The following is a 1,423-nucleotide window of genomic DNA, read 5'->3' on the forward strand; positions in this document are numbered from 1 at the left end:
CCGAAATTAAAAGCCGCGCCGAACCCTTGAGAAGCGAGACTCCGCCCTCTCAGAGCGTTAGCGGAGCATGATGAGAGGGCGGAGTCTCGCTTCGAAACCCAAGCAAAGCGAGGGCGAGGCGGAAGCCTCGGGGTGAGGCGCGGCAAGGAAAAAAGGGTAGGAGTGGGCGCTGGGATGTGTAGAATAAGGTGTAGAATTCATTTCTATCGTGCTTTCTACAGGTTGTTCTACAAGGAAAGTAACAAAAAATGGGTCCAAAAAACTGAACCCTTCACTTCTTCTATAAAAATTTTATAACTACAGGGTTACGAGGAATTTTTTAATTTCCTCAATTTGAGCCATAGCATATACTCCTTTTATTTAATATTTTATCATATCTTAAATAATTTTACAATCATTTGATAGTATTTTTTTATAAAATTCTCTAATTATTTTTCATCTCCAAACCAGTAGTCCACTTTATCTTTTTTAAAGTCGTAAAAAAACAGCATACTTTTGCCCTCTCTATCCTTCACAAAAACACCTCCCGGCATAAAATTACAGTCTTGTAAAGTAAACTCATCAATCTCCAAATGTTCCCTCAAAAACTCCATAACTTTGTCTCTCATCTCTTTCATGCTCACTTACAAGCACCTCCCTAAAAATTCAAAATCAAATTTGCCTCCCGGCAGTAAACAGGAAAAACAGCCTGCGAATTGGAGGTCAAGGTGGAGTCGAGGGATACCGGACCGAGCGCTAGCGAGGGAGGATATGCTCGAAGGCACCTTAACCGGAAACAGAGCAGGCGTATAATCTTAAAAGCGGGAGGCAAATTTTAAATATACTTACAAGAAAAGACCCGAAAATATAAAAAAAGCACGACCGCTGCGGCGTATGCCGTCTGCGGTGGTGTTCTATTAATTCGGATTTTTGTTTTGAGCAAAGCGAAAATGAAAAATCCGGACCGCTAAGGAAGATAAGAAAAAATAGTCCGAACAAAAAATAAGCAATTTTTTTCTTGCATTTTACTACAATAATATAAAATCATATACTCTGTCTATCTCTTTTTTAATATTATCAATAATTTCATATTTTAAATTAAGCATTTTTGCATACTTTCCAAACCCTTTTTCAGGCTTTATAAAAAGTGTTAGATACTCATAAGGAAACTCCTTCATCCTTGCCAATTCTCCTTTTGTACCTTGAGATAATACAATTATTTTTGAAGCATTATCAAGCGCAGCCTTAACAATTTCGTTAAATTCATCCGGGAGGTCAAAAATTATCACATCAAACTTACTTCTTGCAAATTTCACAATTGTATCAATATCATTTCCGCTAATATCTTTTACAAGACTCACTTTAGGAGGGGACTGAAGTATAAATACATTTGGACTATACTCAAGAAAGCTTTTTGTCCAGCGCTTCGATTCCGGTTGCAAGA

1 protein-coding gene and 1 pseudogene are annotated in these 1,423 nt (G+C 37.7%); both read right to left on the reverse strand.

Annotated features, from left to right (window positions below; genetic code table 11):
* Window positions 1–428 precede the first annotated feature (428 nt).
* Entirely contained in the window at window positions 429–617 is a 189-nt protein-coding gene (locus M663_RS0100950; protein ID WP_273702568.1) for a hypothetical protein, read from the reverse strand.
* A 390-nt stretch (window positions 618–1,007) separates the two neighbouring features.
* Window positions 1,008–1,423: pseudogene (locus M663_RS0100955) on the reverse strand (ParA family protein); the annotation flags it as partial.

This window comes from Thermoanaerobacter sp. A7A, assembly GCF_000445185.1.
Taxonomy (GTDB): domain Bacteria; phylum Bacillota; class Thermoanaerobacteria; order Thermoanaerobacterales; family Thermoanaerobacteraceae; genus Thermoanaerobacter.

Coding starts and splice junctions, on each gene's coding strand:
- M663_RS0100950 (WP_273702568.1), bottom strand. CDS start 617: ATGAAAGAGATGAGAGACAAAGTTATGGAGTTTTTGAGGGAACATTTG.